The sequence below is a fragment of the Zobellella denitrificans genome, assembly GCF_002407485.1.
GTDB lineage: Bacteria > Pseudomonadota > Gammaproteobacteria > Enterobacterales > Aeromonadaceae > Oceanimonas > Oceanimonas denitrificans.
The window spans coordinates 2,932,116-2,957,959 of the sequence record NZ_CP012621.1 but is presented as its reverse complement, the minus strand read 5'-3'; the positions used below and the strand labels follow the sequence as shown (position 1 = coordinate 2,957,959).

Annotated in this window: 27 protein-coding genes and 1 pseudogene; 14 read left to right on the top strand and 14 right to left on the bottom strand. The window is 64.3% G+C overall.

The features are described 5' to 3' along the window. Positions 1-8 precede the first annotated feature (8 nt). The 7 genes from AN401_RS14000 to dinB all read left to right on the top strand — a co-directional run bounded on the left by AN401_RS14000 (position 9) and on the right by dinB (position 5,810). Entirely contained in the window at positions 9-770 is a 762-nt protein-coding gene (locus tag AN401_RS14000; protein WP_176441983.1) for a Na(+)-translocating NADH-quinone reductase subunit C, read from the top strand. Beyond that, positions 763-1,395 carry an NADH:ubiquinone reductase (Na(+)-transporting) subunit D gene (locus tag AN401_RS13995; protein ID WP_094038329.1) on the top strand — a complete coding sequence of 211 codons (633 nt, stop codon included), beginning with the start codon at positions 763-765 and terminating at the stop codon, positions 1,393-1,395. Before AN401_RS14000 ends, AN401_RS13995 begins: the two co-directional genes overlap by 8 nt. A gap of 1 nt (position 1,396) precedes the next feature. After that, complete coding sequence (gene nqrE / locus AN401_RS13990) at positions 1,397-1,993, top strand: NADH:ubiquinone reductase (Na(+)-transporting) subunit E (protein ID WP_094038328.1); 597 nt, start codon at positions 1,397-1,399, stop codon at positions 1,991-1,993. A 26-nt stretch (positions 1,994-2,019) separates the two neighbouring features. After that, positions 2,020-3,243 (top strand): NADH:ubiquinone reductase (Na(+)-transporting) subunit F, encoded by a 1,224-nt coding sequence (nqrF, locus tag AN401_RS13985; RefSeq protein ID WP_094038327.1) that lies wholly within the window; start codon positions 2,020-2,022, stop codon positions 3,241-3,243. Positions 3,244-3,263: 20 nt separating this feature from the next. Continuing rightward, positions 3,264-4,298: an FAD:protein FMN transferase gene (locus tag AN401_RS13980; protein ID WP_094038326.1), complete on the top strand. Its 1,035-nt coding sequence runs from the start codon at positions 3,264-3,266 to the stop codon at positions 4,296-4,298. 1 nt (position 4,299) lies between these two features. Further along, a complete protein-coding gene (nqrM, locus tag AN401_RS13975) occupies positions 4,300-4,524 on the top strand; it encodes a (Na+)-NQR maturation NqrM (protein ID WP_094038325.1) in 225 nt (74 codons plus the stop codon). 245 nt (positions 4,525-4,769) lie between these two features. Continuing rightward, positions 4,770-5,810 (top strand): DNA polymerase IV, encoded by a 1,041-nt coding sequence (gene dinB, locus AN401_RS13965; protein WP_096779696.1) that lies wholly within the window; start codon positions 4,770-4,772, stop codon positions 5,808-5,810. A 71-nt stretch (positions 5,811-5,881) separates the two neighbouring features. Here dinB and AN401_RS13960 read toward each other — a convergent pair whose 3' ends face one another. The 3 genes from AN401_RS13960 to AN401_RS13950 all read right to left on the bottom strand — a co-directional run bounded on the left by AN401_RS13960 (position 5,882) and on the right by AN401_RS13950 (position 9,544). Continuing rightward, positions 5,882-6,202 carry a hypothetical protein gene (locus AN401_RS13960; protein WP_094038323.1) on the bottom strand — a complete coding sequence of 107 codons (321 nt, stop codon included), beginning with the start codon at positions 6,200-6,202 and terminating at the stop codon, positions 5,882-5,884. 95 nt (positions 6,203-6,297) lie between these two features. Then, a complete protein-coding gene (locus tag AN401_RS13955; RefSeq protein WP_094038322.1) occupies positions 6,298-7,764 on the bottom strand; it encodes an aminoacyl-histidine dipeptidase in 1,467 nt (488 codons plus the stop codon). A gap of 145 nt (positions 7,765-7,909) precedes the next feature. Next, positions 7,910-9,544 (bottom strand): methyl-accepting chemotaxis protein, encoded by a 1,635-nt coding sequence (locus AN401_RS13950; RefSeq protein ID WP_096779695.1) that lies wholly within the window; start codon positions 9,542-9,544, stop codon positions 7,910-7,912. A 337-nt stretch (positions 9,545-9,881) separates the two neighbouring features. On the opposite strand from AN401_RS13950, the gene gpt reads away from it, so the two are divergent. From gpt to AN401_RS13920, 6 genes are all read left to right on the top strand, one after another. Continuing rightward, positions 9,882-10,352 (top strand): xanthine phosphoribosyltransferase, encoded by a 471-nt coding sequence (gpt, locus tag AN401_RS13945; protein WP_094038320.1) that lies wholly within the window; start codon positions 9,882-9,884, stop codon positions 10,350-10,352. Between the two features lie 64 nt (positions 10,353-10,416). Next, a complete protein-coding gene (gene frsA, locus AN401_RS13940) occupies positions 10,417-11,670 on the top strand; it encodes an esterase FrsA (protein ID WP_096779694.1) in 1,254 nt (417 codons plus the stop codon). Positions 11,671-11,773: 103 nt separating this feature from the next. Next, positions 11,774-12,172: a sigma factor-binding protein Crl gene (crl, locus tag AN401_RS13935; RefSeq protein ID WP_094038318.1), complete on the top strand. Its 399-nt coding sequence runs from the start codon at positions 11,774-11,776 to the stop codon at positions 12,170-12,172. A 115-nt stretch (positions 12,173-12,287) separates the two neighbouring features. Further along, positions 12,288-13,391: a glutamate 5-kinase gene (proB, locus tag AN401_RS13930; protein WP_094038317.1), complete on the top strand. Its 1,104-nt coding sequence runs from the start codon at positions 12,288-12,290 to the stop codon at positions 13,389-13,391. 10 nt (positions 13,392-13,401) lie between these two features. Continuing rightward, on the top strand, positions 13,402-14,658 hold the full coding sequence (locus AN401_RS13925) for a glutamate-5-semialdehyde dehydrogenase (RefSeq protein WP_232513319.1): 1,257 nt from the start codon (positions 13,402-13,404) through the stop codon (positions 14,656-14,658). Positions 14,659-14,702: 44 nt separating this feature from the next. Continuing rightward, positions 14,703-15,131, top strand: a complete 429-nt coding sequence (locus tag AN401_RS13920; RefSeq protein WP_094038315.1) for a hypothetical protein — start codon at positions 14,703-14,705, stop codon at positions 15,129-15,131. Positions 15,132-15,546: 415 nt separating this feature from the next. On the opposite strand, the gene AN401_RS13915 is transcribed toward AN401_RS13920, so the two are convergent. From AN401_RS13915 to AN401_RS13885, 7 genes and pseudogenes are all read right to left on the bottom strand, one after another. Beyond that, positions 15,547-16,053: a protein disulfide oxidoreductase gene (locus tag AN401_RS13915; protein ID WP_096779692.1), complete on the bottom strand. Its 507-nt coding sequence runs from the start codon at positions 16,051-16,053 to the stop codon at positions 15,547-15,549. Continuing rightward, on the bottom strand, positions 16,050-18,101 hold the full coding sequence (locus AN401_RS13910; RefSeq protein ID WP_232513318.1) for a protein-disulfide reductase DsbD family protein: 2,052 nt from the start codon (positions 18,099-18,101) through the stop codon (positions 16,050-16,052). Before AN401_RS13910 ends, AN401_RS13915 begins: the two co-directional genes overlap by 4 nt. A 339-nt stretch (positions 18,102-18,440) precedes the next feature. Then, entirely contained in the window at positions 18,441-19,043 is a 603-nt protein-coding gene (locus tag AN401_RS13905) for a LysE family translocator (protein WP_094038313.1), read from the bottom strand. Between the two features lie 122 nt (positions 19,044-19,165). Continuing rightward, complete coding sequence (locus AN401_RS13900; protein ID WP_094038312.1) at positions 19,166-19,708, bottom strand: DUF1439 domain-containing protein; 543 nt, start codon at positions 19,706-19,708, stop codon at positions 19,166-19,168. 83 nt (positions 19,709-19,791) lie between these two features. Then, complete coding sequence (locus tag AN401_RS13895) at positions 19,792-20,232, bottom strand: YaiI/YqxD family protein (RefSeq protein WP_094038311.1); 441 nt, start codon at positions 20,230-20,232, stop codon at positions 19,792-19,794. Beyond that, on the bottom strand, positions 20,232-20,633 hold the full coding sequence (locus AN401_RS13890; protein ID WP_096779691.1) for a DUF2750 domain-containing protein: 402 nt from the start codon (positions 20,631-20,633) through the stop codon (positions 20,232-20,234). The genes AN401_RS13895 and AN401_RS13890 overlap by 1 nt, the downstream gene beginning before the upstream one ends. Before the next feature lie 81 nt (positions 20,634-20,714). After that, positions 20,715-20,876: pseudogene (locus AN401_RS13885) on the bottom strand (DUF2061 domain-containing protein); the annotation flags it as partial. Between the two features lie 217 nt (positions 20,877-21,093). Between AN401_RS13885 and aroG the strand changes: the two are divergent. Further along, entirely contained in the window at positions 21,094-22,149 is a 1,056-nt protein-coding gene (gene aroG / locus AN401_RS13880) for a 3-deoxy-7-phosphoheptulonate synthase AroG (RefSeq protein ID WP_096779690.1), read from the top strand. A 413-nt stretch (positions 22,150-22,562) separates the two neighbouring features. Here aroG and lipA read toward each other — a convergent pair whose 3' ends face one another. The 4 genes from lipA to AN401_RS13860 all read right to left on the bottom strand — a co-directional run bounded on the left by lipA (position 22,563) and on the right by AN401_RS13860 (position 25,804). Then, on the bottom strand, positions 22,563-23,528 hold the full coding sequence (gene lipA / locus AN401_RS13875; protein WP_094039790.1) for a lipoyl synthase: 966 nt from the start codon (positions 23,526-23,528) through the stop codon (positions 22,563-22,565). Next, positions 23,525-24,178: a lipoyl(octanoyl) transferase LipB gene (lipB, locus tag AN401_RS13870; RefSeq protein ID WP_094039789.1), complete on the bottom strand. Its 654-nt coding sequence runs from the start codon at positions 24,176-24,178 to the stop codon at positions 23,525-23,527. Before lipB ends, lipA begins: the two co-directional genes overlap by 4 nt. Before the next feature lie 9 nt (positions 24,179-24,187). Then, on the bottom strand, positions 24,188-24,451 hold the full coding sequence (ybeD, locus tag AN401_RS13865; RefSeq protein WP_094039788.1) for a DUF493 family protein YbeD: 264 nt from the start codon (positions 24,449-24,451) through the stop codon (positions 24,188-24,190). 186 nt (positions 24,452-24,637) lie between these two features. Beyond that, the gene (locus tag AN401_RS13860; protein WP_408645715.1) at positions 24,638-25,804 is read right to left on the bottom strand and encodes a serine hydrolase; all 1,167 of its coding nucleotides are present in this window, start codon (positions 25,802-25,804) and stop codon (positions 24,638-24,640) included. Positions 25,805-25,844 lie beyond the last annotated feature (40 nt).

The following is a 25,844-nucleotide window of genomic DNA, read 5'->3' as shown; positions in this document are numbered from 1 at the left end:
AAGAAACAATGGGCAGAACCTTTGCCGTGATCGGCGGACTCTGCCTGGTCTGCTCCATAGTGGTGTCCGTCGCCGCCGTGGGACTGAAGCCGATCCAACAGCGCAACCAGGTACTGGATGTGCAAAGCAACATCGTCAGCGTGGCCGGTTTCGATGCCAGCTCCGCCCGGGCGGTGGAAGAGAGCTATGCCCGCTTTATCGAGGCCCGCCTGGTGGACCTGGATACCGGCGAGTTCTCCGACCTGCCGGTAGAGGGATACAACCAGCGCAATGCCGCCAAGGATCCGAATGCCAGCATCCGCCTGAGCAGCGATGAAGACCCGGCCGGCATCCGCCGCCGCGCCAACCTGGCGCCGGTGTACCTGGCCAAGGACGAGAACGGCGAGCTGGACAGCATTATCCTGCCGGTACACGGCCAGGGCCTGTGGTCCACCATGTACGCCTTCGTCGCGGTCGCCCCGGACGGCAACACCATCAAGGGCATCACCTACTACGAGCAGGGGGAAACTCCCGGACTCGGCGGTGAAATTGAAAACCCCAACTGGCGCGCCCAGTTCGTCGGCAAGCACCTGTTCGACGGCAACGGCCAGCCGGCGCTGCGGGTGGTCAAGGGCGGTGCGCCCGAAGGATCCGAGCACGGTGTGGACGGCCTGTCCGGCGCCACCCTGACCTCCAACGGCGTGCAACACACCTTTGAATTCTGGATGGGTCCCAAGGGCTTCGGTCCTTTCCTGGCCAAGATTCGTGAAGGAGAGCTGAACAATGGCTGATAAAGCTGAAATGAAAAAGGTTCTGTTCGGGCCCGTCATCGGCAACAACCCCATCGCCCTGCAGGTACTGGGGATTTGCTCGGCCCTGGCGGTGACCACCCAGATGCAGACGGCATTCGTGATGTCGCTGGCGGTAATCGCGGTAACGGCGTTTTCGAACCTGTTTATCTCGCTGATCCGCAACCAGATCCCGAACTCGGTACGGATCATCGCCCAGATGGCGATCATCGCCTCCCTGGTTATCGTGGTGGACCAGATCCTCAAGGCCTACGCCTACGACATCTCCAAGCAGCTGTCGGTATTCGTGGGTCTGATCATCACCAACTGTATCGTGATGGGGCGCGCCGAAGCCTACGCCATGAAGAGCCCGCCCATGATGTCCTTCCTGGACGGCATCGGCAATGGCCTGGGCTACGGCCTGATCCTGCTGGTGGTGGCGACCGTGCGCGAGCTGTTCGGTGCCGGCACCTGGTTCGGCATCGAGATCCTGCCGCTGATCAAGAACGGTGGCTGGTACCAGGCCAACGGCATGCTGCTGCTGCCGCCGAGCGCCTTCTTCATCATCGGTGGTTTTATCTGGATTCTGCGTACTTTCCGTCCGGAGCAGGTGGAGGCGAAGGAGTAACATGGAACATTTTCTGAGTCTGTTTGTCCGCGCCGTCTTTATCGAGAACCTGGCGCTGGCCTTCTTCCTGGGGATGTGTACCTTCCTGGCGGTGTCCAAGAAGGTGAAAACCTCCTTCGGCCTGGGGGTGGCGGTGACCGTGGTACTGACCATTTCGGTGCCGGTCAACAACCTCATCTACAACTTCATCCTCAAGGATGGCGCCCTGGCGCCCGGGGTGGATCTGAGCTTCCTGAACTTCATTACCTTTATCGGGGTAATCGCAGCGCTGGTGCAGATCCTGGAGATGACCCTGGACAAGTTTTTCCCCGCGCTCTACAACGCGCTGGGGATCTTCCTGCCACTGATCACCGTGAACTGCGCCATCTTCGGCGGCGTGTCCTTCATGGTACAGCGGGACTACAACTTCGCCGAGTCCATTGTCTACGGCTTCGGTTCCGGTATCGGCTGGATGCTGGCGATCGTGGCCCTGGCCGGTTTGCGTGAGAAGATGAAGTATGCGGATGTGCCCGATGGCCTGCGTGGCCTGGGGATCACCTTTATTTCCGCCGGCCTGATGGCCCTCGGCTTCATGTCTTTCTCTGGCATTTCTCTGTAAACCCAGTGACGGAAAAGGAATAATCGATGGAAATCATTCTAGGCGTGGTCATGTTCACCGTGATCGTGCTGGTCCTGGTAAGCATTATCCTGTTTGCCAAGTCCAAGCTGGTCGCGGAAGGGGATGTGACTATCAGCATCAACGACGATCCCGAAAAGGCGATCACCTCCGGTGCCGGCGTCAAGCTGCTGGGCGCCCTGGCCGCCAACGGTATCTTCGTGTCTTCTGCCTGTGGTGGCGGTGGCTCCTGCGGCCAGTGCCGGGTGCGCGTGATCGAGGGGGGCGGTGAAATCCTGCCCACCGAGCTGGATCACATCTCCAAGCGCGAAGCGCGCCACGGCGAGCGCCTGTCCTGCCAGGTGAACGTCAAGAGCGACATGAAGATCGAGCTGCCGGAAGAAGTGTTCGGCATCAAGAAGTGGGACTGCGAAGTTATCTCCAACGATAACAAGGCCACCTTCATCAAGGAACTCAAGCTCAAGATCCCCAACGGCGAAAGCGTGCCTTTCCGTGCCGGTGGTTACATCCAGATCGAGGCGCCGCCCCACCACGTCAAGTACAAGGACTTCGACGTGCCCGAGGAATACCGGGAAGACTGGGACAAGTTCAAGATCTTCGATCTGGAGTCCAAGGTAGACGAGGAAACCATCCGCGCCTACTCCATGGCCAACTACCCGGAAGAAGAAGGCATCATCATGCTGAACGTGCGGATCGCGACCCCGCCGCCCAGCAACTGGAGCGCGCCTCCCGGCAAGATGTCCTCCTATATCTGGTCACTGAAGCCCGGCGACAAGGCCACCATTTCCGGCCCCTTCGGCGAGTTCTTCGCCAAGGACACCGATGCCGAGATGGTGTTTATCGGTGGTGGTGCCGGTATGGCGCCGATGCGTTCGCACATCTTCGATCAGCTCAAGCGCCTGCACTCCAAGCGCAAGATCAGCTTCTGGTACGGTGCCCGTTCCAAGCGCGAGATGTTCTACGTGGAAGACTTCGACGGCCTGCAGGAGCAGTTCGACAACTTCAAGTGGCATGTGGCACTAAGCGATCCCCAGCCCGGTGACAACTGGACCGGTTATACCGGCTTCATCCACAACGTGCTGTACGAGAACTACCTGCGGGATCACGACGCCCCCGAGGATTGCGAGTACTACATGTGTGGTCCGCCCGTGATGAACGCGGCCGTGATCAACATGCTCAAGAACCTGGGTGTGGAAGACGACAACATCCTGCTGGATGACTTTGGTGGTTAAGCGATAGTGGTCAAACACTGATGAAACTTCCTGTAAGCAACTGGCTGGCCCCCCTGGGGCTGGCCTTTTTATTGGCGGCCTGCCAACCGGCGGGCTCCGAACAACCCCAAGTCCATCTGACCGGCAGCACCATGGGTACCTATTACTCGGTCAAGGTGGTGGGAACCGATGAAACCCGGGCCCATGAGCTGCAGGCGGAGATCGATCGGCGGCTGGAGCTGGTCAACGATCAGATGTCCACCTACCGGGAAGACTCCGAACTGAGCCGCTTCAACCGCCATGCGGACGACAGCCCCTTCCCGGTGTCGGCCGATACTGCCCGGGTGGTGACCGCGGCCCTGCAGCAGGGGCGGCTGACCGGTGGTGTTCTGGACGTGACCGTGGGGCCCCTGGTCAACCTCTGGGGCTTCGGACCCGATGCCCGGCCGACGCGGATCCCGAGCGAGCAGCAACTGGCCGAGGTGCGCACCCGAACCGGCCTGCAGCACCTGCGGGTGCTGGTCGATGACAAGGGGGAATACCTGCAGAAAAGCGTGCCCGGCCTGTATGTGGATCTGTCCGCCATCGCCAAGGGCTTTGGCGTGGACGTGGTTTCCGAATACCTGGCGGAAGAGGGGCTGACCAACCACCTGGTGGAGATCGGCGGCGAAGTGCGGGTATCCGGGCTGAACGCCCGGGGCCAGCAATGGCGCATCGCGGTGGAAAAACCGGGGCCGGGAACCGGCTCGGTGCAGCAAGTCGTCGGGCTCGACAACAACAGCATCGCCACCTCGGGCGACTACCGCAATTACTATGAGCTGGACGGCAAACAGTTGTCCCATACCATAGATCCGGCCACCGGCCACCCCATCGACAACCGGCTGGCTTCCGTGACAGTGATTCACCCCTCCTGTATGATCGCGGATGCCCTGGCCACGGCGCTGCAGGTGATGGGCACGGAGCGGGCCCTGGCCTTCGCCGAGGAGCACCGCCTGGCCATCTACCTGCTGACCAAGACCGACGAAGGCTTCAGGGTGGACATGTCCAGCGCCTTCGAGAAATATCTGAGAGGTTGATATGCTGTATTTCTTTATTACGCTCGGAGTCTTCGCCCTGGTGATCGCCGCCATGGCCATCGGCTATATCGTCCAGCGCAAGACCATTTCCGGCTCCTGTGGCGGCCTCGGCAGTATCGGCGTGGAAAAGGCCTGCGACTGCCCGGACCCGTGCGACAACCGCAAGAAGAAGATGGCCAAGGAAGAAGCCCGCCGCAAGATGCTGGAAGAAAACCGCATCATTTAGCGTTAAGCCAGAAGCTGGAAGCCTGAAGCAATCCGGGTTGCCTTGAACGACACAGGCGGCCATTCTTGCCCGGCTTCCGGCTTCCGGCTTCCGGCTTCCGGCTTCCGGCTTCCGGCTTCCGGCTTCCGGCTTCCGGCTTCCGGCTTCCGGCTTCCGGCTTCTAGCTTCCGGCTTCCGGCTTCCAGCTTCCAGCTTCCAGCTTTTCGCGTTAGTATCTGGGTACTGTCTATTTATCCAGTCTGGTCATGCGCAAGATCATCCACGTCGATATGGACTGCTTTTTCGCCGCGGTGGAAATGCGCGCCCATCCCGAGTGGCGTGATATTCCCCTGGCCATCGGCGGCAGCGCCAGCCGGCGCGGGGTGATCGCCACCTGCAACTACCCGGCCCGGGCCTTCGGCGTACGTTCGGCCATGGCCAGCCACCAGGCGCTCAAGCTCTGCCCGGGACTGCTGCTGATCCCCGGCAACATGGCCGAGTACAAGGCGGTATCGCGCCAGATCCGCGAGATCTTCCATCGCTATACCCCCCTGGTCGAACCCCTGTCCCTGGACGAAGCCTACCTCGACGTGACCGACAGCCCCTGGTTCGGCGGCAGCGCCACCCTGATCGCCCGGGATATCCGCCGGGCCATCCGGGAGGAGCTGCAACTGACCGCCTCCGCCGGGGTGGCGCCCAACAAGTTCCTGGCCAAGATCGCCTCGGAAGAAAATAAGCCGGACGGGCTCTTCGTGCTGTCGCCGGAGCGGGTCCAAGACTTCGTGCACCGGCTGCCCCTGGCCAAGATCCCCGGGGTCGGGCGCAAGACGGCGGAGAAGCTGTCGGCCCTGGGGCTGGAAAGCTGCGGCCAGTTGGCGGCGGTGGGCGAAGCCGAACTGGTGCGCCGCTTTGGCAAGTTCGGCCGGCTGCTGTGGCAACGGGCCAGGGGCATCGACGAACGGCCGGTGGAGACGGAATGGGTGCGCAAATCGGTGGGGGTGGAGACCACCCTGGCCGAGGATCTCCACCAGCCGGAGCAGGGGCGGCTGGTGCTGGCCAGGCTCTGGCCGGAGCTGATCCGCCGGCTGGACGGCAGGCCGGTGTGCGGCCTGTGCATCAAGCTCAAGTTCAGCGATTTCGAACAGACCACGCTCTCGCGGCGCACCCATGCGCCCGAGCTGGACTCGGCACTGAAGCTTTGCGAACGGGCCTGGGAGCGCGCCGAAGGCCGGGGCGTCCGGCTGGTGGGAGTCAGCGTGGAGCTGGCCGACGACAGCCAGGGCATTCAACTGGGGTTTGAATGGTAGCCCTTGCCGGGCTCAATGGGCAGCCTGCGTCAATCATTCGGCTATCACATTCGCGCCTCACGCCTTACACCTCACTGCCCCTTGAGATGGTCTTCCTCCACAAACTGCCAGCCCTGGTTGGCGGAAGGGGAGGCCGGCGGCGGCAGACTGGCGGACTCGGCAGGCGCCACCGGACCCAGCTCTATTGCCGGGCTGTGCCGGCCGTCGTCCGGGGCGGCCTGGCTGACCTGGGCCGGTTGTTCATGGCGGCGATCGTTCTGCACGCCGGGCGCCAGCTTGCGGGTTTCATCCAGCACTTCCCGACCGAAGTTCACCATCCGGTTCAGCAGGTTGTCGGCCATGGCCGGCGCCGCCAGCAGGGACAGCAACACACACAGGGGGGCGAATTTCATGGCGTCTTCCTCCATTCGGGCTATTGGCCAAGAGCATAAGCCAATTTGCCCTCCTTGCCTACCGGGGACGCCATGGCTGGGTCCGATGCTGACGCTCAGCGGCCGTCGCTCTCGGGGATTTGCCTGAGCACCCGTACCAGCAGTTGCCAGAAGCGGGACACCGCTTCGATATGCACCCGCTCGTCCGGGGAATGGGCGCCCTGAATGGTGGGTCCGAACGACACCATATCCCACTCCGGATAGACCGCCTTGAACAGGCCGCATTCGAGGCCGGCGTGGATCACCTTGACCGCCGGCTGCACCCCGAACAGGGCTTCGTGGGTGTCGAGCAGCAGCCTCATGATGGGGGAGTCGGGATCCGGTTGCCAGCCCGGGTAGGCGCCGTCGAAGCGGCAGTCGGCCCCGGCCAGGCGGAACACCGCCGCCGTCATTTCCGCCACCCGGTCCCGGCCTGCATCGCTCAGAGAACGGATCAGGCACTGGACGTAGACCTGCTCCGCTTCCGTCTTGATCACCCCCAGGTTGGTGGAACTCTGCACCACCCCGGCCAGGGCCCGGCTCATTTCCATCACCCCGTGGGGGCAGGCGAGCAGGGCGGCCACCAGCCGGCGCTGCAGGTCCGGGCTCATCACCCGCGGCGGCAGCCCGGCGGGCTCGAGTTCCAGGCGGATAAAGTCGTCTACGCCGGCGAACTCGGCGGCGTACTGGCGACGGTATGACTCAATCAGATCTTGCGCCCGCGCCAGCCCGGCGGCGGGCAGGGTCAGCAGGGCCCAGGCTTCCCGGGCGATGGCATTGCGCAGGGTGCCGCCGTGCAGTTCCGCCAGGCGGATGTCGCCCGACTGACCGAGTTGGTGCAGCAGCTCCGCCAGCAGCTTGTTGGCACTGGCCCGGCCCTGGTGGATATTGATGCCGGAGTGGCCGCCGCGCAGGCCGGTGATGGCCAGGCGCACCGCCTGGTGCCCGGTGGGGACGGGCTCGGCCTCATAGGGCAGGGTGATGTTGGCGTCCACCCCGCCGGCGCAGCCCATGTAGACGTCGCCGTCCTGCTCCGAGTCGGTGTTGAGCAGGATCTCGCCGCGCAACAGACCGGGCTCCAGGCCGAAGGCGCCGGTCATGCCGCTTTCCTCGTCCACGGTCAGCAGTACCTCCAGCGGGCCATGCTGCACCTTGTCGTCGGCCAGCACCGCCAGGCAGGCGGCCAGGCCGATGCCGTTGTCGGCGCCCAGGGTGGTGCCGCGGGCGCGGACCCAGTCGCCGTCGATCCAGGGCTGGATCGGATCCCGGGTAAAGTCATGGGGGCTGTCGGCGTTGGCCTGGGGAACCATGTCCATATGAGCCTGCAATATGACGCCCTTACGGTGTTCCATGCCGGCGGTGGCGGCCTTGCGGATGACGAGGTTGCCGACCCTGTCCTGGCGCACGTCCAGCTCCCGCTCCCGCGCCCAGTCGGCAATCCACTGGCGCAGGGCCGCCTCATGGCCGGAAGGGTGGGGAATGCTGCAGAGGGTGTCGAAAAACTGCCACAGCAGGGCAGGGGAAAGGCTGCGGATCTCGCTCATGGGGTACCTTGCATCAGACGTCGGTAGGGGAAAGCCGATAGCTTACTCCCCCACCGCGGTCAGGATCCATCATTCAACTGCTTGCTCTGTTTATTTTGGTTTATTGCTCTGTAAATTTATTAAATTAAAGATAAATATTCCTTTTTTATGCCTTGAACATGTTTACTTCGTCCGACAGCTGGCGCCCCAGGCCGGACAGGGCCTCGCCGGCGCTGTCGGTCTCCTGGGTTTTCAGGCGCGCCTCCGCCGCCAGTTCGCTCAGCCGCTCCAGGTTGCGGCTCATCTTTGCGGTGGTTTGTCGCTGCTGTTCGGCGGCGGTGGCGATCTGGCCGTTCATGTCGTTGATAAGCGTCATGCGCTCGCTGATGGCGGTTAGGGCGTCGCCGGCCTCATCGGCGGTACCCTGGGTGTCCTTCGCCTGCTGCATCAGGCCGTGCATATGGGCCACGGTGTCGTTGGCCTCGGACTGCAGCCCCTGGATGATGTCCTGGATCTCGTCGGTCGAGCGCTGGGTACGGGTGGCGAGGCTGCGCACCTCGTCGGCCACCACCGCGAAACCGCGCCCCTGCTCGCCGGCCCGGGCCGCCTCGATGGCGGCATTGAGGGCCAGCAGGTTGGTCTGCTCGGCGATGGCGCTGATCACCTCCAGTACCTTGCCGATGTCCTGAGCCCGCTCGGACAGGGCGGCCAGGCGGTGCTGGGACGAGGTCAGCTCGGACACCAGGCCGGTCGCCACCTGGCGGGTCTGGGCCATCTTGCCGGTGCCGTCCCGGGCGGCCTCGGCCGAAGCATGGCTGGCCCGGGCCGCCTGCTCGGCGGATCTGGCCATTTCCTGGCTGGTGGCCAGCATCTGCTGCATGGCGGCGGCCACCTTCTCGGTTTCGGCCGACTGCTGCTCGGCAAGCTGGCGGTTGTGGCGCACGATGTCGGACAGGCGGCCGGCGGCGGCGTTCACTTCCTGGCTGATGGGGGAGAGCCGGCGGATGGTGGCGGCCAGCCGCGAGCAGAACTGGTTGAAGCTTTTACTGAGCTGGGTCACCTCGTCCCGGCCGTGCTCGTCCAGCCGCCGGCGCAGATCCGCCTCGCCGTGGGAGATGTCGCGCAGGGCCCGCACCGTGTCGCCCACCGGGTGCAGTATGCTGCGGATCAGGGCCACCGCCACCAGCACCGCCAGGGCGCCGAGCCCCAGCACCACCAGCAGCACCTTGGTGGCGGTGGCCACCAGTTGCTCGTGCACGTCGTCGATATAGATGCCGGTGCCGATGATCCAGCCCCAGGGCGCGAACAGCTCGACGTAGGACACCTTTTCCACCGGCTCGGTCAGGCCCGGCTTGGGCCACAGATAGTGCACGAAGCCGGCGCCGCCGGCCCTGACCTGTTCCACCATGTCGAGGAACAGCGCCTTGCCGTTGGGATCCTTGAAGCCGCTCAGATCCTCGCCGTTGAGCCTGGGCTGCATCGGGTGCAGTATCATGCGCGGCTGGCTGTCGTTGATCCAGAAATAGTCGTTGTTGCCGTAGCGCAGCTCGGCGATGGCGGCCAGGGCCGCCTGGCGGGCCTCGGCCTCGGACAGCAGCCCCTGTTGCTGGCGCTGATGGTAGAAGCCGGCCAGGCTGACCACCGACTGCACCTGGCGCATGGCCTGGGTGCGTTTTTCGTCCACCAGGCTGTGGTAGAACAGCCACAGCATCAGCAGGGTAATCGCCAGAATACCGATGGAGAGCAGCAACAGGTTGAGATAGAGACGTTTGGCAATGGAGAGCGAGCGCAACAGTTTCACGTCCTGGGTTCCTCTGTGAATGACCTCGGCCCTGAGGCGGATGATTGCCCATACTAAAGCAATGGGGAAGGCGTTGCGGCTGACCTGTATCAAAAGTGAGATCTTCCCGGTTAATCCTTTAGTCTAATGGCGGGCCGCCGGCGGGCCCGCGGCAATAAAAAGTTGTAACGCTGGTCAAGAATGGGCGCTATCTCTATAATGCGACCATTGTTTGCTCGTCATCCGGCCAAGGCCGGCACCAGGGCCGGGGCGCGTCGAGGGGGCACCGCCTGCCGGGTACCATGGCGGACGACGGTGGCCAACTTGTCTCGAAAGCCAACATCCAAAGGTTCTGTTTATGTCCAACAAATTCGTCGTCACCTGGGATTCATTTCAGCGCGAAGCGCGCAAGTTGGCCCAGCGTCAGCTTCCCGCCAGCCAGTGGAAGGGCATCATCGCGGTGAGCCGCGGTGGCCTGGTGCCGGCCGCCATCATGGCCCGGGAGCTGGGTATCCGCCATGTCGATACCCTCTGCATTTCCAGCTACGAGCACGACCAGCAGCGCACCGATCTGCAGGTGCTCAAGCAGGTATCCGGTGACGGCGAAGGCTTCCTGATCGTCGACGACCTGGTGGATACCGGCAATACCGCCCGGGTGATCCGCGAGCTCTACCCCAAGGCCAAGTTCATCACCGTCTTCGCCAAGCCCAAGGGCGAGCCGCTGGTCGACGACTTCGAGGTGCGGGTCGGCCAGGACACCTGGATTGAGCAGCCCTGGGACATGAGCGTCACCTTTGTGCCGCCGCTGTGTGAACAGGACAACGGCTGATAAGAAACAAAAAGGCTCCCCAGGGAGCCTTTTTGTTTCTTATCGGTATGTTGAGGATTCAGTCATGGCGGAACAGGACCAGACATTGAGCGAACGTCTGTTCACCCAGGTGGAGCAGGTACAGGAAACCTCCACCATTTCCTTTGCGGGCAGGCGCAGCGAGGCCCCGGTGCAGATCGCTCCCTATGTGGACGGCGCCCACCTGCCCGGTTTCTACCGGCTGCAAAAGCGCGCCTTCTGGCGCTGGCAGGGCACCGACAGCATCGAGATCGAGTCCACCCTGGCCCGTATCGCGGTGGCTGCCGGGCCGCGCAGCGTGGAGCAGTGGCTGGACACGGTGAGCGAGTACAAGAGCGGCAACTGGGTATTCGAGTGGAGCCAGCTGGGGGCCGAGGCCTACCAGGCGGGCATGGCCCTGCTGGCCGCCGAGCCGGCCCTGGCCCGGCAAAAGCTGCTGGCGGCGGCCCGCTATTTTTCCCTGGCGAGCTACCCGCACCTCAAGGGCGACGTGCTCAGCCTGCAGGCCCAGTTGCTGGCCAACAAGGCCTATCGCCAGGCCGGGCAACTGCTGCCGGTACCGCTCAAGGAGCTGCGCATCCCCTACAACGGCAAGGAGGTGCAGGGCTATCTGCACCTGCCGCGCCAGGACAAGGTACTGCCCCTGGTGATCGTCAGCGGCAGCCTGGACAGCCTGCAGCTCGATTTCTGGCGCTTCTACGAGGAGTACCTGGCGCCGGCGGACATCGCCATGCTGACGGTGGACATGCCGGGCATCGGCTATTCCTCCCACTGGCCCCTGGTGCAGGACAGCAGCCGGCTGCACCAGGCGGTGCTGGATTATGTGCCCCAAATTCCCTGGGTGGACGAGCGCCGGGTCGGGCTGGTGGGGGTGCGCATGGGCGGCAACGTGGCGGCCCGGCTGGCCTTTCTCGAGCCGTTCAAGCTGCGCACCGCAGTCAGCATCGCCGGGGCCGCCAACCTGTTCTTCACCGACCGCGACCGTTTCATGCAGACCCCGGCCATGCTCAGGGATACCATCGCCAATCGCATGGGGGTGCGCAGCAACGACTGGGAACAGCTCTATCACCACTGCCGGGGATTCTCCCTGAAGACCCAGGGCCTGATGGGCCACAGGACCACGGTGCCGCTGCTCAGCATCGGCCACAAGCGGGACTTCATTTGTCCGGAATCGGACATCCAGGCCCTGGCGGCCTCCAGCCGGGGCGGCCAGGCCCTGGTGCTGGACAAGCTGCCGCTGTTCGAGGTTTACGGCCAGGCCCTGGCCAAGGCGCGGGACTGGTTGCTGGTCCATTTATAGCGCGGAAAGCGGCCGGCCGGTGTTTTTTCAGGCCAGGTCCCGGGCCGGCCTTTACCCTGGAACGAAAAAACGTTACATATAGGCAAGTTAACAGGGAGGCTGCATGACCACAGACAAGGTTACCCATCACAAGTTGATACGCAAGTTCGCCGCCATAGGTCCCTATTTGCGGGAGCCCCTGTCGAGCGAGGCGGAGTATTTCTTCGATTGCCTGGCGGTCTGTGCCAGCGCCAAGGCGGCGCCGGAGAAACGCGAGTTTTGGGGCTGGTGGCTGACCTTGACCACCGAGGATCAGCAGCTCTTCGAGTTTTATTACCAGCTCGGCTTCTATGATGCGGCCGGGCAATGGCAGCCCCAGGCGCTGCCGAAAAAACACGAAGAAGAAGTGGTGCGTACCCTGCGGGATTTCTACGACAAGCTGGGGCTGTGCATGGAAAGTCTTTCGCTCAGTATCCGACCTTCCCCCTCCCTGGGAGAAAAGCATCTGCTGAGCGCGGCCTGAGGGGCGCGCCATCATGACGGTCCTTGCCTCCGGGCAAGGGCCGGGTTTTCATCCCTTTTCATTATTCTGCCGGCGCTGCCGGCATTGCTGTTACTAAGGAGCCGCAGGGCGTTCCATGAAAGGCAAGACCATAGTCGTAAAACTGGGCACCAGCGTGCTGACCGGCGGTACCCGCCATCTGGACAGGGCGCACATGGTGGAGCTGGTGCGCCAGTGCGCCAGCCTGCACCGGGCCGGCCACCAGATCATCGTGGTCACCTCGGCGGCCATCGCCGCCGGCCGCGAGCACCTGGGCTTTCCCGAGCTGGCCGGCACCATGGCCAACAAGCAGATGCTGGCGGCGGTGGGCCAGACCCAGCTGATCCAGAGCTGGCAGTCCCTGTTCAATATCTACGGCCTGCACGTGGGGCAGATACTGCTGACCCGGGCCGATCTGGAAGACCGCGAGCGCTATCTCAACGCCCGCGACACCCTGCGCGCCCTGCTGGCGCATCGCATCATACCGGTGATCAACGAAAACGACGCCGTGGCCACCAACGAGATCAAGGTGGGCGACAACGACAACCTGTCGGCCCGGGCCGCCATCCTGGCGGAGGCGGATTTGCTGATCCTGCTGACCGATCAGAAGGGCCTGTTCACCGCCGATCCGCGCCATGATCCCAAGGCCCAGCTGATCGAGGAAGTGCAGACCATCGACGACACCCTGCGCAAACTGGCCGGCGGCAGCATCAGCGGCCTGGGTACCGGCGGCATGGCCACCAAGCTGCAGGCGGCGGACGTGGCCCGGCGGGCCGGCATCGACGTGGTGATCGCCACCGGCCAGATGCCGGAGGTGATCGGCCGCCTGGCCGAGGGCGATCGCATCGGTACCCGTTTTCCGGCCCTGGCCACCCCGCTCGAGAGCCGCAAGCGCTGGATACTGGCGGGGCCCCCGCCCCACGGCGAGATCCATATCGACGCCGGCGCGGTCAAGGCGGTCAAGGACAAGGGCTCCAGCCTGCTGCCCAAGGGCATAGTGCGGGTGGAAGGACGCTTTCGCCGGGGCGAGGCGGTGCGCATCGTCAACCCCGAAGGCCGCGAACTGGCCCGGGGCATCTGCCGCTACGACGCCCTCGACCTGAACAAGATCAAAGGACAACACTCGGAGCAAATTGAATCCCTTTTGGGCTATGGCTACGGCAGCGTGGCCATCCATCGGGACGATCTGGTGCTCTTGTAGGAGAAATGACATGAATCTGGAACAAATGGGCCGGGCGGCCCGCGACGCCGCCTTTATCCTGGCCGAGACCCCGACCGCGGCCAAGAACGCCGCCCTGCTGGCCATGGCCGAGGCCCTGGAAGCCAGCGCCGACGCCATACTGGCGGCCAACGAAAAGGATCTGCAGGCCGCCCGGGAAAGCGGCATCGGTGAGGCCATGCTGGACCGGCTGATGCTGAACCCGGCCCGGCTCAAGGCCATCGCCGACGACGTGCGCAACGTGGTGTCCCTGCCGGATCCGGTGGGTGCCGAGCTGGACTCCCGGGTGCTGGAAAACGGCATGCGACTGTCGCGCCGGCGGGTGCCGCTCGGGGTGGTGGGGGTGATTTACGAGGCCCGGCCCAATGTCACCATCGACATCGCCGCCCTCTGCCTCAAGACCGGCAACGCCAGCATACTGCGCGGCGGCCGGGAGACCTTCCACACCAACCAGGAGCTGGTCAAGGTGATCCGCCAGGCGCTGGCGGTAAGCCGGTTGCCGGAAGGCTGCGTGCAGTACATCGGCGAGCCGGGCCGGGAGTGGGTGAGCGGCCTGCTCCGGCTCGACCAGTATGTGGACATGATCATCCCCCGCGGCGGCCCCGGGCTGCACCAGCTGTGCAAGGAGCAGTCCACCATACCGGTGATCATCGGCGGCTTCGGCATCAGCCACACCTTCGTGGACGAGAGCGCCGACCTGGTGCGCGCCATCGAGGTGATCGACAACGCCAAGACCCACAGGCCGAGCGCCTGCAATGCCCTGGACACCCTGCTGGTGCACCGGGCGGTGGCGGCCGGGCTGCTGCCTCGCCTGAGCGAGCGCATGGCGGCGAAAGGGGTGGAGCTGGTGGCCGATGAGGACGCCCTGGCCCTGCTGCAGACCGGCCCGGCCCGGGTGCGGCCTGTCGCCGAAGGGGATTTCGACACCGAGTGGCTGGGCCTGACCCTGGGGGTCAAGCTGGTGAGCGATGTGGGCGAGGCGCTGGCGCACCTGCGCGCCTACAACGCCAGCCATTCCGACGCCATCCTCACCAACAGCCTGGCCAGCGCCGAGCGCTTTATCAACGGCGCGCCCTCGGCGGCGGTGTACGTGAACGCCTCCACCCGCTTTACCGACGGCGCCCAGTTCGGCCTGGGCGCGGAGGTGGCGGTGTCCACCCAGAAGCTGCACGCCCGCGGCCCCATGGGACTGGAAGAGCTGACCAGCTACAAGTGGATCGGTCAGGCGGATTACCTGATCCGCCAGTAACGGCTGCCCCGGCCCGGCCGGGGCGAGATTGAGAGGGGGATGTTATGCCATCCAAGCTGCTGGATGCCCTGCTGCTGGCGATGCCGCTGTCGCCGACGCTGGAGTCGTGGCGACAGCACCTGAAAACCCGTCTGTCCTACCCGGTGCGGGGGGCGCAGACGCTGTTTATCGGTGAGCCGACCCTGGCCATCGTTTCCTTTCAGCACGACAGGGCGGAAGTACTGCTACCGGCCATGGAATGGCGCCATCACGATATCCACACCGCCAAGCCCCGCTCCCAGGGAGTGGTGGAGGAGCATAACGGCAGCCTGGAGCAATTGCTGGCGCTGGTGGAGGACACCATAGCGCTGCGGCTCAAGTCGTTCCGGGAGTGCAGCAGTTGCGGCAAGCACTGTGCGCCCGAAATGCTCGGTTCCCTGCAGGGCGAGCCGGTGTGCCGGGACTGCATCAAGGGCCGGCGGGTCCTGTTTTAAGCGCGGGGGCCTGGGATGTTATTCTTCCCAGCTTCCAGCCTGACTCTTGGTCACAAGTCCGACTGTCTGATTTGACGCAGATAAGAGGCAACAGGGCCACCTCCGCCGACACGCTGTGAATACATCCCTGTACGCTCGCACCTGCCATCCCTGGCAGGTGACGGTCGGCGGAGGCCATCCCTGTTGCCTCTTAGCCCCGCTGCCGCCTGAAGGTGGTGCCAACAGGTGGCTGCGGGGCGACAGGGAGGGCAAAGGGCGCAGCTCCGCCGGCCCTCCGCGCCAGGGAGGGCGCGGCGGAGCCTCCAGGGACGGATTCACGGCGTGCCGGAGGAGCTGTGCGCTTTGGCCGATGTTTTGTCTGATCGAAAGTCAATAGAAACTTGTGACCAAGAGCCAGGCTTCCAGCTTCCAGTCCCTAATCCCGGCCAAGGCGTGCCAGCCACAGCCGCAGGTACATGCCCGGCAGGGTGGTAAAGCCGGTGGTGGCATACTTGAGTTCCCCTTTGGTTGCCACCAGCAGGGTGGGGGTGACCTGGATGCCGAGCCGGCGGGCCAGGATGTTATGCTCGTCGTTGACCACCGCAAAGTCGTAACCGTGGTGGGCCAGGTAGCCTGCCACCCGGGCGTCCGGGCCCGAGGCGATGGCGATGCTGACCACGGGCGCGCCCACCAGGTTGACCATGGGGGAGACGAACCGGCAGACCCCGCACCAGCTGGCCCATACATAGATCAGCACCGGCTCTTCCCGGCTGAGTTCGGCCAGATCCACTTCCTCTCCCTCCAGGGTGGCCAGGGGGCCGAGCACCGCCAGCGCCGTCGGCATGTCCCGGCTGCGCCACAGATCCACTGCCGTCACCACCACCGCCAGCAACAGCAAATAGCCGATGGCGGAGCGCAGCCGCTTTCGCCAAGGCCGGCTCATTGCCGCGCCTCGGCGAGGGCGTCCATCACCTGGTTGGTGGTGAGCAGCACCTCCAGCTCCCGTCCCCGGGGTAGGCCGGGGCCGAATACCTGGTTGAAGGGGATGCCGGCCCGGCCGTGCTGGCGCAGGTAGTCGGTGATCATGCCGTCGGGACGGGTCCAGTCGCCGCGCATCAGCACCATGTCTTCCTGCTGCAGGGCACCATAGACCGGCTCCCGCAGCAAGACTCCTATCTTGTTGGCCTGGCAGGTGATACACCAGTCGGCGGTGATGTCCACGAACACCCGCCTGCCCGCCGCCACTTCCTGCGCGATGCGGGCGGGATCCAGCGGCTGCCAGGCCAGCTCATCCTTGACCGGGCTGACCCAGCGGGACTGGGTGACCAGGGCCAGGCTGCCGCCCAGGGCACCGAGCAGCAGCAGGCCGGCCAGCCCGAAGACGAGCCCCCGGGCGCCGTGGCGGCGCAGCAGGGAGCCCAGCGCCAGCAGCGCCAGCAGCACCAGCAGTGCCAGGCTGGCGGGGGTGCCGATGGCGGGTCTGAGCAGGGACAGCAGCCACAGGCTGGTGGCCAGCAGCATCAGCCCGAACAGCCACTTCACCCTCAGCATCCAGGGGCCTGGCCTGGGCAGCAGCCGGATAAAGCCGGGGAACAGGGCCAGCAGCAGCCAGGGCAGGGCCATGCCCACTCCCAGACCGGTGAAGATGGCGATCAGCACCAGGGGCGAGGAGGCCAGGGCCACCGCCACCGCCGTGCCCAGGAAGGGCGCGCTGCAGGGGGTGGCGAGCAGGGTGGCGAACATGCCTTGCAGCAGGTGGCCGCCGTGGCCATGGCCGGGGCGGGTTGCCAGCCAGGTGTTCATGGTGGCGGGCAGGCGCAGCTCGAACAGGCCGAACAGGTTGAGGGAGAACAGGGCGGTGACCAGCAGCATAAAGCCGATAAAGCCGGGCTGCTGGAATTGGATGCCCCAGCCGAGCTGGGCGCCGGACCAGGTCAGGGCCAGCATAAAGGCGGCCAGCAGCCAGAACGACAGCAGTATGCCGGCGGCGGACAGCAGCAGCGGGCGGCGCACGTCGGCCCGGGAGCGGTGGCCCAGCAACAGGCCGTTGAGCTTGAGTCCCAGCACCGGCAGCACGCAGGGCATGATGTTGAGCACCAGGCCGCCGAGCAGGGCGTAGAGCAAGACCAGGGGCAGGGGAGCCCGGGCGGCGGCGGGCGGCAGCACGCCGGCTTCGATCTGCCCGGCCAGCTCTTCCGCCAGGCCCTCGTCGGTGGCGGTGATCACCACCACCTGGCCATCCAGGTCCAGCGCCGGATCCCAGCTGCCGACCCTGAAGCGGGCTTCCAGCCGTTCGCCCTCGACCTTGAGCCGGGGCTGGCTGAAGATGCCGTTGTCCAGCTCGTCCACGAACACCGCCGGCCGTTGCCAGCCGCGGGGGTTGTGCAGGCTGACCGCCAACTGTTGTTGTGCCTTGTCCCACACCAGCTGCCGTACCTGTACCAGGCTGGCGGGCCTGGGCACCCGGGACACCGCCTGCTGATAGCGGTGGTAGAGGGTTTCGTCGGCAACGACAGCATCCGGATCCAGATCCAGCTGCAGGTGATAGTCGGTGAGCACACAGATGGTGGTGCAGCTCGGCAGGGTGAGGGTAGCGTCGAGTCGCACCGGCAGGGTGCCATCGGCCGGCGTCAGCTGCAGGGGGAAATCCACGTCATGCTGGTAGCCCTGGGTCTCCACCCCGAGCAGGGTGAAGCGTTCGGGCAGGGGCCACTGCCAGTCGAGGCCGAGCAGGTTGCCGGACGACTGCCAGTCCAGCCGGGGGGCGATGCCGCCTTCGCCGGGGGAACGCCAGTAGGTTTTCCAGTCGTCGGCCAGGCGGACCTGCAGCAGGGCCGGGTAGTGAGCGGCGGCGGCATCGAAGGGGCCGGTCTGCACCAGCCGCACCTGCACCGGCGGGTGTTCGGGGGCCTGCAGCCAGCCGGTGTCGGCGGCGAGCAGCGGGGGCTGCGGCAGGAGCAGCAGCAACAGCAAGGCAAGGATTCTGTTCACTAAGGGTCTCCGGTCGGTTAACGCAAGCTTACAAAATAGCGGCGTCAATCGCTATTCCCGACACAGCTAAATAACTGATCCTAATAGTGCTACATCGACCGGGCCCCGCACACAGACACGCCGTGAAGACACGCCACTCACTGTTTCAGCCTGCTGCGAACATTCACTGGATGTTCGGTCAGGCTGAAATAGCTCGTCCTGGCGAGACAAGCTCGCCCCTGGGGGCTCCGCCGCGCCATCCCTGGCGCGGAGGGTCTGCTTAGCAGCACCCGGCCGTTGCCGGCAGTGATTTACTGTTCGGAACAGTTAATGACAACAGGGCCAGCGGCTGTTTCCGCGTCAACCGGCCGCCAGCCACAGGGCCACGCCCAGCATCAGGGAGCCGGCGATGCGGTTCATCAACTGCACCTTGCCTTTCTGCATCAATACCCGGCTCAGGGTCCGGCCGCCGCTGGCGTAGAGCAGCAGGCAGAGGAACTCCAGCAGCAGTATGATGGCCACCAGGGTGACCAGCTGGCCGGCCAGGGGCGCCTGGTTGTTGATAAAAGGCGGCAGCAGGGCAATGAAGAAGGCCCAGCCCTTGGGATTGGCGATGGCGGTGATAAAGCCCTGGCTGACCAGGGTGGGGATTGGGATATGGCGCGGGCCGGCATCCACCGGGCTCAGGGCCAGCTTGCCCTTGGAGCGCCACAGCTGGATGCCGAGCCAGGCCAGGTAGAGGCCGCCGCCATACTTGAGCAGCAGGAACAGCTGGGGATATTGCAGCATCAGGGCGGCCACCCCGATCACCGCCAGGCAGGCCACCAGGCCCACCCCGACCAGCTCGCCCAGCATCATCCACAGCGCCCGCCGCACGCCCACCGTCATGCCGAGCGACAGGGCCAGGGTCATGCACATGCCGGGGGTCACCGACACGAAGAAAAAGGTGGGGATAAACACCATTAATACTGCAGTATTGATAGGACACCTGCCTGTGTATCTTTATCGACTGCCCATAATGTACGCCATTTTGGGAGAAAGACCAGAGATCGGGCTGTGGAAAATCCTGCCAGTCCAGCAACCAGCTAGTCGCTGAAGCGGGGGCTGAACACCAGCCGGCCGGGCTGGATGTCCATGGCCACCGGCACCGTCTTCAGCCAGCCGTAGCGGCTGTCGTCGAGCCGGTAGACCGGCTGGTTCTCGAGCACGGCGCGCACCAGCTGCATCATGCCGGCGGAAGCGGCGGCCATGTCGCCCTGGTAGCCGAAGGCATCCACCTTGCTCTGCAGCAGGTTGAGATCGCGGATAAAGATGGCGTTCTGCTGGCGGTCGTACACCGGCCGGCCCTCTATCGCCAGATCGAGCTGGGCGGGGAAGCGGGCCACCAGGGCGTTGAGGGCGGTTTCCCCCTTGAGGTTCAGGCGCACCACCTGGCGGTTGTCGGGGCCTATCTGCAGATCCAGGTTGTCGACCCGGGTCTGCACCAGGCCCTGGGTAAAGCGCGGCGCCTGCTCTTCCAGCAGGGTGTAGAGGGATCTTTCTATCTCGCTCTCCGCCACGCTGTACTGGCTGATGCCGGCGCAGGCACTCAGCAGCAGGGAAAAGAGGACAACAAGGGGCTTGAACATGGTACATCTCCAGGAGGTTCGGGGTCGGCAGTGTAAGCCCGGCCGGCGAGCGACACAGCCGGCCGGGCGCGGCCTTCAGGCAATTACTGGCGCAGCAGTTGATCCAGTTGGTTGGCGAAGGCCTGGCGGTCGGCGGGGCTCAGGCTGGGCGGGCCGCCGGTCTGGACCCCGCTGGCACGCAGGGTCTCCATAAAATCGCGCATGGTCAGCTTTGCCCTGATGGTGCCCGGGTCGAAGCGCTCGCCGCGCGGGCTCAGCACCCGGGCGCCCTTGTCCAGGGCCTCGGCGGCCAGCGGGATGTCGCTGGTAATGAGGATATCGCCGGGCTCGAGCCGGGCCACGATTTCGTTGTCGGCGATATCGAAGCCCTTGGCCACCTGTACCTGCCTGACCAGCCGGGAGGCGGGCAGGGGCAGGGGGTGGTTGGCCACCAGGATGAGCGGGGTTTGGGTGCGCTCGGCGGCGCGGAACAGAATGTCGCGGATGACCCTGGGGCAGGCGTCCGCATCGACCCAGAGCTGCATCAGTTGCGCCGCCCCAATGCCTGCTTGCGCTCGATGGCCTCTTTCAGCTCGTAGGGGTCGACCACCACCCCGGTGGCGTCGGCGGTGGGGAACACCGCCACCAGCAGTTCGTCCTCTTCCATGCCGGGTACCCAGCGGGCCAGCCACACCTGGAGGCTGATGGCCTCGGGCTTGCACTGGCTCCAGTCGTCCACCGCCCAGTCCCGGGCGTAGTCGGGGTGGGGCCAGACCGGGATGCAGTCCTCGTCGTCGTCCGAGGTCAGCATCATGCAGCCGTGCTCGTCGGTGAGGATCCACAGTTCCTGGTGTTCGCACACCCGGGCCACGAAATGGTTGAAGCGTTCATCGTCCCGCATGGTCTGGGCGGCCGCCTTGTCGGCGGCGCTGAGGGTATAGCTCATGGTGCTGTCTCGTCCGGTGTTTTTCCCGCATGTTCACACCCCAAGGCCCTGGTTGTCCAGCTGAAAGCGGCGACGGCGGCCGAATTTGCTCCACGCCTTTTCATGGAAGAAGTAGGCGACGGTGTTGACCATGGGCTCGACCAGGGCGATGAGGCCGCCGACCAGCACATCGCCGGACAGCAGCCAGGCCACGGTGAAGGCAACGGTAAAGTGCACAAGGGCAAAGGTGATGGTCTTGTACATGATGGCGTTCTCCGGCTGGAATATTATTTAAATGATAATGATTATCAGTATTTTATCCAGAGGTTCTTCGCTATCGAATTTATCGGCCATTCCTATCAGACAATTGGCCTCTGCGGGCAATCGGGCGTTTACAGCCGGCCCTTGCTCGGGATAGATTGAATTCAGTCTTTTCCGATAACAACGAGCGCTGGCTCGACCAAAGCAATCAGGGTTGCCCATGCATTTTCAAACCGACGATATCCGCATCAACGAGATCAAAGAACTGCTGCCGCCGATAGCGGTGCTGGAGAAATACCCGGCCACCGATACCGCCTCGACCACGGTGTTCGAATCCCGCCAGGCCATTCACCGCATCCTCACCGGCGAGGACGACCGCCTGCTGGTGGTGATCGGGCCCTGCTCCATCCACGATCCGGCGGCGGCGGTGGAATACGGCAAGCGCCTCAAGCCGCTGCGCGACAAGTACGCCGACCGGCTCGAAATCGTGATGCGGGTCTATTTCGAGAAACCGCGCACCACGGTGGGCTGGAAGGGGCTGATCAACGACCCCTACCTGGACAACAGCTTCCAGATCAACGACGGCCTGCGCATCGGCCGCAAGTTGCTGCTGGATCTGAACGATCTGGGCCTGCCCACCGCCAGCGAGTTCCTCGACATGATCACGCCCCAGTACGTGGCGGATCTGATGAGCTGGGGCGCCATCGGCGCGCGCACCACCGAGTCCCAGGTGCACCGGGAGCTGGCCTCCGGCCTGTCCTGTCCAGTGGGCTTCAAGAACGGTACCGACGGCACCATCAAGGTGGCGGTGGACGCCATCGGCGCCGCCAGCGCTTCGCATCACTTCCTGTCGGTGACCAAGTACGGCCACTCCGCCATCGTCGCCACCGCCGGCAACCCGGACTGCCATATCATACTGCGGGGCGGCAAGGAGCCGAACTACAGTGCCGAGCATGTGGCGGCGGTGTGCGATGGGCTGGCCAAGGCCGGCCTGCCGCAGAAACTGATGATCGACTTCAGCCACGCCAACAGCAGCAAGCAGTACCAGCGCCAGATGGTGGTGTGCGAGGACGTCTGTGGTCAGTTGGCCGCCGGCCAGCAGGCCATCATGGGGGTGATGGTGGAAAGTCACCTGGTGGCCGGACGCCAGGATCTGGAGGAAGGCAAGCCGTTGACCTTCGGCCAGAGCATCACCGACGCCTGTATCGGCTGGGAAGATACCGAGGCCCTGCTGGCCCAACTGGCGGAGGCGGTCACCGCCCGCCGCCAGGCCTGAGCCGATAGTTGCACATTAAAAAAGGAGCCGAAAGGCTCCTTTTTGTTGCCACTCCTGATTACCGTCGGGAGCAATAAAATCGGCCCAAGGACCTCCTCTTTGGCACTAATGTTGTTTGCCACCAGACATAAAAAGCAAGCGAGTCCCATGCCAAAACAGGCGGACCGAGGGAACGGCTCCGCCGGCCCTCCGCGCCAGGGCCGGAAAATGCTCCTGCCGTTCCGGCATTCCCGCCATCCCTGGCGGTCAGAAGCGCGGCGGAGCCCCCATGGATGGGTTTACGGCGTGCCGGTGGAGTCGGCCCTCTGGCCGCCTCTCCGGGGAGAATCAGACCACATCGATACTAAAAAGGAGCCTTTCGGCTCCTTTGTTGTCGTCAGGCTGGAGGCGATACCCCCTCGCTCCTCACGTATTTATTTCACTTCCACGCCCTGGGCTTGCAGATCCGCGTGGTAGGAAGAGCGGACGAAGGGGCCGCAGGCGGCGTGGCTGAAGCCGATGCTGTCGGCCACGGCTTTCAGTTCGTCGAACTCGGCGGGCGGCACGTAGCGCTTCACCGGCAGGTGGTGGCGGCTCGGCTGCAGGTACTGGCCCAGGGTCAGCATGGTCACGTTGTGCGCACGCAGATCCTTGAGCACCTCCACGATTTCCTCGTTGGTTTCGCCCAGGCCCATCATCAGGCCGGACTTGGTGGCCACCTGGGGATGCATTTCCTTGAACCGGCGCAGCAGCTCCAGCGACCACTTGTAGTCGGCGCCGGGGCGAGCCACCCGGTACAGGCGCGGCGCGGTTTCCAGGTTGTGGTTGAACACGTCCGGCGGGGTGTCCTTGAGGATCTCCAGCGCGGTGTCCATGCGGCCGCGAAAGTCCGGGGTCAGGATCTCGATCTTAGTGTTGGGGCTCTGCTCGCGGATGGCGCGGATGCAGTCGGCGAAGTGCTGGGCGCCGCCGTCACGCAGATCGTCCCGATCCACCGAGGTGATCACCACGTATTTCAGGCCCAGCTCCTTGATGGTCTTGGCCAGCTTGGCCGGCTCTTCCGGATCCGGCGCCAGCGGGCGGCCGTGGGCCACGTCGCAGAAGGGACAGCGACGGGTACAGATGGCGCCCAGGATCATAAAGGTGGCGGTGCCGTGGTTGAAGCACTCGGGCAGGTTGGGGCAGGAGGCTTCCTCGCACACCGAGTGCAGCTTGTTCTCGCGCATGATGTTTTTGAGCCCCTGTATGCGCTGGTTGCTGGGAGGAAGCTTGATCTTCATCCACTCCGGCTTGCGCAGCACTTCCTCTTCCGCTTCCGGCATGTACTTGACCGGGATCAGGGCCATCTTGTCGGCGTCACGCAATTTTACGCCGGGCTCGACGCGTACAGGTTTGCTCATAATTTCAGTTTCTCTGTGGTGTAGTAGAGATGTTGATAGCCAAGCTGCTCTGCCAGCAAGGGTACCAGCCGGGATTGGGCTTCTTCAAGGCTCTGGGGACCGCCGAGGGCGCAGCACTGGGTCATGGCCATGCCCGCGTAACCGCAGGGGTTGATGCGCAGGAAGGGCGTCAGATCCATGTTGACGTTGAGGGCCAGGCCATGAAAGGAGCAGCCGCGCCGTACCCGCAGGCCCAGCGAGGCGATCTTGCTCTCGCCCACGTAGACGCCGGGGGCGTCGGGCTTGGCATAGGCGTCTATCTGGTAGAGGGCCAGCAGCTTGACGATGGAGCTTTCCATGGCGGTGACCAGGTTGCGCACGCCCAGCTTCTTGCGGCGCACGTCCAGCAGCAGGTAGAGCACCAGCTGGCCGGGACCGTGGTAGGTGACCTGGCCGCCCCTGTCGGTCTGGACCAGGGGGATGTCGCCCGGGTTCAGGATATGTTCGGGTTTGCCGGCCTGGCCCTGAGTGAAGACCGGCAGGTGTTCCACCAGCCAGAATTCATCCTCGGTGTGTTCATCCCGGCGGTCGGTAAAGAGCCGCATGGTATGCCAGACATGCTCGTAAGAGGCCTGCCCCCAGTGTCTGACGGTGAGATGATCCTGCTGCATGGCGGCGTCCTAGAGTACGTATTTGACCAGGTCCAGTTTGCCCAGCTCCTGATAGAGCAGCTCGACATGCTCCTTGCTGTGTACCGTGACGTGCACGGTCACCGCATGGTAGTTGCCCTTGCTGCTGGGACGGATCTGGGGACTGTAATCGCCGGGAGCATGCTGCTGCAGGACTTCCACCACCATGTCGGGCAGGCGGGCATCGGCCAGGCCCAGTACCTTGAACGGAAAACGGCAGGGGAATTCGAGCAACTCATCAAATTTGGTGTTCATGGCAACCTTTACAACGTGCGGTGTTCGATGGGCGGAGGAAAGCATTTCCACAACCTGTGTCGCATTTTTATCACAAAACCGGTTGTTCTAAAACCGGCAAGTTGCAGGGTCATGGCGCCAGGGCCAGAAGCAAAAAGCCGGAAGACCTGCGTCTTCCGGCTCTCGGCGTGAAAGTGAGGGCTCAACTCAGCTGAACAGCCCCTGGATCAGCAGCTTGATATAGTCGACGAGGCGGCTGAACAGCCCGCCCTGCTCCACCTCTTCCAGCGCCACCAGGGGCAGGGTGACCACGTCTTCCCCGGCCAGCTTGAGGTGCAGGGTGCCCACCTGCTCGCCCTTGGCCAGGGGCGCCTTCAGCGCCTGGTCGAGGGTAAAGTCGGCCTGCAGGTTCTGGGCCTGGCCGCGGGGAATGGTCACCGCCACCGCCTTGTCCACGCCCAGGGCGACGCTGTTTTTGTCACCCATCCAGATGCGCTGGTCGAGCAGCTTGGTGCCGGCCTGGTAGGGAGTCAGGGTCTGGTAGAAGCGAAAACCGTAGGTCAGCAGCTTCTTGCTTTCGGCGGCCCTTACCCGCTCGTTGGCCGCCCCCATCACCACGGCGATCAGGCGCATGTCGTCCTTGGTGGCGGAAGACACCAGGTTGTAGCCCACCTGGCTGACGTGGCCGGTCTTGATGCCGTCCACGTTCAATGACTGATCCCACAGCAGGGAGTTGCGGTTGTGCTGGGTGATGCCGTTGAAGCTGAAAGACTTCTCGGCATAGATGGCATATTCCTCCGGCACGTCGCGGATCAGCGCCTGGCCGAGCAGCGCCATGTCGTAGGCGGTGGTGAGCATCTCGTCGCTGTGCAGGCCGTGGGGGGTGACGAAGTGGCTGTCCTTCATGCCCAGGCGGGCGGCCCAGGAGTTCATCAGATCGGCGAAGGAGTTGACGCTGCCGGCCAGGTGCTCGGCCACGGCGATGGTGGCGTCGTTGCCGGACTGGATGATGATGCCCCGGTTGAGATCATCGATGCTGACCTGTTTGCCCACCTCCAGGAACATCACCGAGGAACCGGGAAAGTTCTGGGCCCAGGCGGCTTCGCTGACGGTCACCATGTCTTCCCGCTTGACCTTACCTTCCTGCAGCGCCTGGCCGAGGATATAGGAGGTCATCATCTTGGTCAGGCTGGCCGGTGGCAGCTGCTCATGGGCGTTCTGGGACACCAGTACCTGGCCGCTGGCGTAGTCCATCAGCACGTAGGACTTGGCGGCGATGGCCGGCGGCTCGGGGATCATGGGGGCTACCGTCTGGGCCTGTGCCGAGAACGACACCAGGCCGGCCAGAAACAAAGAGGGGAGAGTGTTAACCATGCGCATAACGTCTGTCGGTTCCCTGTTTTTATGGGCAGTA